The following is a 4732-nucleotide window of genomic DNA, read 5'->3' as shown; positions in this document are numbered from 1 at the left end:
GCAGATAAACGCAGATAATTTCAGGGTGTTTTCCGATTTTTGCAATTCAAGTCTAGAGTGTAGGTACGCATTGACGAATTATTAATTAATTAATTAATTAATACCTCATTTTTTGCTCGCATCGCTATCATCCTTTTTTTTGACGACAACCAAGGTAATGTCATCAAATATTTTTTGTTCTCCAATAAAATCTCGCAAATCATTAATAGCGGATTGCTTGATTTGTTCGGCGCTTTTATGCCAATTAATCGAAACCACTTCACAGAGTCTTTCAATCCCGTAGAATTTTTTGTAGATATTTCGGGCTTCGGGAATGCCGTCGGTATAAAGCACCACTCCGTCCCCCGGTTGTAACTCTACTAAAACCTGGTTGATAAACTCTGAAATATTCTCATCTAATCCGATAGGAAATCCCAAGTCTATTGTATCAATGCGCTCGATTTTGCCGCCTTTTCTGACAACAATAGTTTCCTCGTGCTGACCACTAATACTTATTGTTCCCCCGGCATAATTAAGGATAGATAGCGTCAGATTTTTATCTGAGCTCATGCGCTGAATATTTTTATACAGGGTGCGGTTTAGGGCATCTAAAAAACGAACCGGATCGGATTCTCGCATTTGGTGAAGAGTGCGGACAGCCGCTTGAGTCATCACCATCAAAATCCCGCTTTCTAAGCCATGTCCGGTGACATCGCCGATGCCAATAGTCACCACACCCTCAGTATGCAGGATATCGTAATAATCGCCACCTACTTCATCGGCTGGTTCCATGAATCCGGCAATATCTAACTCTTCAATTTCCTTCATTTCTTGGTGTTTAGGCAAAATCAACTGCTGCATTTGTCTGAGGATGTATAGTTCGGCACTCATCCGCATATTTTCGGCTGTGAGTCGGCTATTGAGACTTGCAATTTCGGTGTTAGCGGTGGCGAGTGAACTGGTGCGTTCTTTAACTTTATCTTCTAAAGTTTCAAAGGATTCTTTGAGTTGTCCTGCCATGCTGTTAAAGGAGTTTGCGAGTTTTTTTAGTTCGACGAGAGAGCTAGTTTTTACCTGTCGGTCGAGAGCGCCGTTAGCCATGTCTTCCGAAGCTTGGGTGATGGCTTCAAGGGGGCTAGAAATCCAGCGGGCTGTGAAAATTCCAATTGCCGTTGCCACAGTAAATGCGATCGCACACAATAGAATTGTGGTGCGGGTATTGGCATTAATTTTATCCATGAAATCTGATTCTGGAACTAGGGTCACGATTAACCAGTCCAACCCAAACTTGTCTTGCCACGGATTGACCATGACAAAATGTTTCTGTCCCTTAATTTCAATGTTAAGACTTTGATTATTTATAATATTTTTAAAACTTCCTAACTGATTTTGGAGTGTTTGAGCAGTCGCTTGAATTACAGGATCGGAGATATTGAAAACACTGAAGCGTTGGGCTTTATTATTTACCCTTGTAAAAGATGGTTGGGAACCGGAGTTTCCAATCAATTTCCCATCTCGTTCCATGATGAAAATTCGCCCGGATTTGCTAAAGTTTAAGTTGTGCAGAAATGTAGTAATATTGGATAGTTGTAAATCGACCCCAATCACTCCGATTAGCTTACCCTTGGCATAGATGGGACGCATTGCCCCCACAGCAATAAAGTTAAGCTGATCTAGCGAATAGACAGAAGTCCAGATAGGTTTCCCCGCCTTAGCCGCCTGAGTGTACCATTCCGATCCCACAGTATCAGAAAAAACAACCTGCACTACCTTAGTTCGATTGCCTTGGTTGTCCGTTGCATAGCCGTAATTTTCCCAATTTGTCCTTGCTGAAATCTCGTCAATGTTGATTCCTTTCCCCGGTCTTACTGGCCCAGCACCTATAAAGCTTCCATCTGAAAGTCCATAGGAAATAAAGCCAAGATTATCGAATGCTTGCACCTGTTTCCAAAAATAACGTCCAGCAAGATCGAAGTCCTTTATCTTTAGCAATCCTGTTTCGATCGCATCGATGTTAATCTGATTAATATTTTGAGCGGTTGAAAGATAGTTATCTAGGTGCTGATCGGTTCGATCGCTCACCTGAGTCATTAACTGGTTGGCCAAATGCGTTACCGCTTGTTGTCCGTTGCGGAAGGAAAGATAACCGACTAAGCCAACGGCTGCAACTATTTGCAGGACAAAGGGAACTACGAGGGCGGTGCGGAGGCGAAATTGCCAAAGAGTTGAGGCCATATAGCTTTTCTCAGATAGATGAGGTACAGGTTCAGATTTGAGATTTGAGGGTGCATCTGGTTTTGGAAGAGGGCGAAGCATGACCGCATATAACTTATTAGTTATAATCTCATATTGAATGCGGTCATGCTTCGCCCCTACAAACATATTTGCTTGCGCCCTGATGTACCCAAATTTTAGATGTTAGATTGGGGAATTGAAGAATTGTTAATTGACTGCCAAAAGTACCTCACCTGAATAGAAATGCTACAATAGATAGACATTTTGAACGGAGGGAATTACGTTTTAAAAGCTCTAGCTACAGTTCATTAATTTTTGTGACAGAACTAAGAGCGACCAATAATGTTATCCTATCAAAAATTCTACCAACATCAACAAATCAGCGTTCATCAGCCTGCATCAGCGGTTAAAATAAAAATCAAAAAATAAATACCAAACAAAAATGCAAATTAATCAAGCCCTCCACGGCGCCCTGCTCGTTTCCAACCTCGAAAAATCCCAACACTTTTACAGCAACGTATTAGGACTGCAAAAAATCGATCGCGAATTAAAATTTCCCGGCATCTGGTATCAAATCGGCAACTTCCAGATCCACCTCATTCTAGTGGCAAAAATTATACCAGATGCCGTAGACTATGAGAAATTCGGGCGGAATCGACATCTAGCGTTTGCTGTGGCTAACTTAGAAGCAGCCAAAGAGCAATTAATCGCTCATAATTTCCCGGTACAAATGAGCGCGTCAGGTCGATCGGCATTATTTACCCAAGACCCAGACGGGAATATCATTGAACTCAGCGAGTAACAGATGAAAATCATCGCCTACTCTTACACCGAACCACTGCTAGAAGCCGCGCCAGCAGCCGAAATTTGGGGCCAAGAGGTCGATCGCACATACCAAGACTTAGGAGGGCGCCAGCAACTCCAGCAACTGCTAAAAGACTGCCAAACCGAACCAGTCAAATACCTGCTAATTCAGCGATTTGAAGAACTCGGCGACACAGTACAGCAAGTGTGCGCCCACCTCGAACAACTAGAAAACCTCGGCATCCAACTAATTGTCACAGACGAAAAACAAACAGAAAATAGAGCCAACTTGCTCAAACTCCTCGCCGAACTCCAGCGCAGCCAACACAGCCGCAGCATTCGCAAAGGACACGCCCGCAACCGCATCAAATCCCTTCCCCCACCCGGAAAAGCCCCCTACGGCTATCGGCGCGGCAAAGACAAATATGCGATCGACAAAACCGCCTCCCCCGCCGTCAAAGACTTTTTTGAACACTTTCTCATCTACGGTTCCCTGCGCGGTTCCGTGCGCCATTTAGCAAAAAAATACAACAAAAAAATTTCCGTCAGCACAGGCCGCCGCTGGCTGACAAATCCCGCCTACCGAGGCGATTTAGAATATCAAAACGGTGAAGTAATTTCTAACACCCACGTCCCGATTATTTCCAGAGAAGAAGCCGCCCAAGTAGACAGATTGCTGCGGCGCAACAGTCGCCTTGCTCCACGCAGCGCCAGCGCCCCGCGTTCCCTCGCAGGTTTAGCAATTTGCGCCGAGTGCAAATCGTCCATGACAATTGCCAAAGTCACAGCCTACCGCAAAGACAAAGAATACCTTTATTTGCGACCGCTCAACTGTTCCCAACAGCCTAAATGCAGCGGCATTTCCTACGAAGAAGTGTTGCAATTAACCATAGCAGGAATTTGTCGCGATTTGCCCGATGCGATCGCCCAGTTGCAAATGCCTGACATCCCAGGAATCAAAGCCGGAATTGCCGGGGCGATCGCATCTAAACAAAAAATTATAGAACAACTTCCCGCCCTGATTGAAAGCGGCATTTTGGACGCAGAAACCGCTGATTTGCGCTCCTATAAAATCCGCACAGAAGTTGCAGAACTGCAAAGCAAATTAGCGAAAATGCCCCCGGTAAATTTGCGAGAAACTGCTCAAACTGTTTCTCTTCCCCAATTTTGGCTGGATTTGTCGGAATCGGAACGCAGGTTTTATTTTCGAGAGTTTATCGATCGCATTGAAATAGTCCGGGAACATTGTCAGGTGAACCTGCAAATTATTTTTATTTTTTAATTACCCAACTCTTGATTTTATAGCATTTTTCTCTTACTTCTTCATGATGACTAATAACCTTCGCGAGCGGGGACGCTCGCACTAATAACTAATGACTAGCCTTCGGCTTCGCGATCGGCTAAAATGACTACTGACTACTGATATCGTTTCCCGTTGCATCGTCAGGTGATTTAACCTTTCTAGAGCGCTCTTGACACAGAGAGAGAATAGACAAGATTGCCTCAGTCCTTTTAATCAAATTTTGGGACGCTGCTCAAAGCCATCCCACAAGAAAGAAAAAAGATTTTTGTGGGATGGGCTTCTAGCCTGTCCTAACTATTTTTGCAAGAAGTCTAATAGAGAGATTAATAATTCCGATGCTACCGGATTTGATATGACAACTGTCAACTGTCAACTGTCAACTGTCAACTGTCAACTGTCAACTGTCAACTG

At 44.0% G+C, this 4732-nt stretch carries 3 protein-coding genes; 2 read left to right on the top strand and 1 reads right to left on the bottom strand.

The window, feature by feature from the left end:
• Positions 1 to 105: 105 nt before the first annotated feature.
• On the bottom strand, positions 106 to 2295 hold the full coding sequence (locus tag QT974_RS31230; RefSeq protein ID WP_333472258.1) for a SpoIIE family protein phosphatase: 2190 nt from the start codon (positions 2293 to 2295) through the stop codon (positions 106 to 108).
• A gap of 361 nt (positions 2296 to 2656) precedes the next feature.
• Here QT974_RS31230 and QT974_RS31225 point away from each other — a divergent pair, with 361 nt between their 5' ends.
• Together QT974_RS31225 and QT974_RS31220 are read left to right on the top strand one after the other, a co-directional pair.
• A complete protein-coding gene (locus tag QT974_RS31225) occupies positions 2657 to 3016 on the top strand; it encodes a VOC family protein (protein WP_333472257.1) in 360 nt (119 codons plus the stop codon).
• A gap of 3 nt (positions 3017 to 3019) precedes the next feature.
• Complete coding sequence (locus QT974_RS31220) at positions 3020 to 4300, top strand: recombinase family protein (RefSeq protein WP_333472256.1); 1281 nt, start codon at positions 3020 to 3022, stop codon at positions 4298 to 4300.
• Positions 4301 to 4732: the final 432 nt, after the last annotated feature.

Source organism: Microcoleus sp. BM001215392 (assembly GCF_036700185.1).
Taxonomy (GTDB): Bacteria; Cyanobacteriota; Cyanobacteriia; order Cyanobacteriales; family Microcoleaceae; genus Microcoleus.
Note: the sequence above shows the minus strand (reverse complement) of the source record. Positions and strands in the feature narration are given on the sequence as shown.

Bases quoted from the DNA above. Each gene is read 5' to 3' on its own strand.
- QT974_RS31230 (WP_333472258.1), bottom strand. From the start codon at position 2,295: ATGCTTCGCCCTCTTCCAAAACCAGATGCACCCTCAAATCTCAAATCT.
- QT974_RS31225 (WP_333472257.1), top strand. From the start codon at position 2,657: ATGCAAATTAATCAAGCCCTCCACGGCGCCCTGCTCGTTTCCAACCTC.
- QT974_RS31220 (WP_333472256.1), top strand. From the start codon at position 3,020: ATGAAAATCATCGCCTACTCTTACACCGAACCACTGCTAGAAGCCGCG.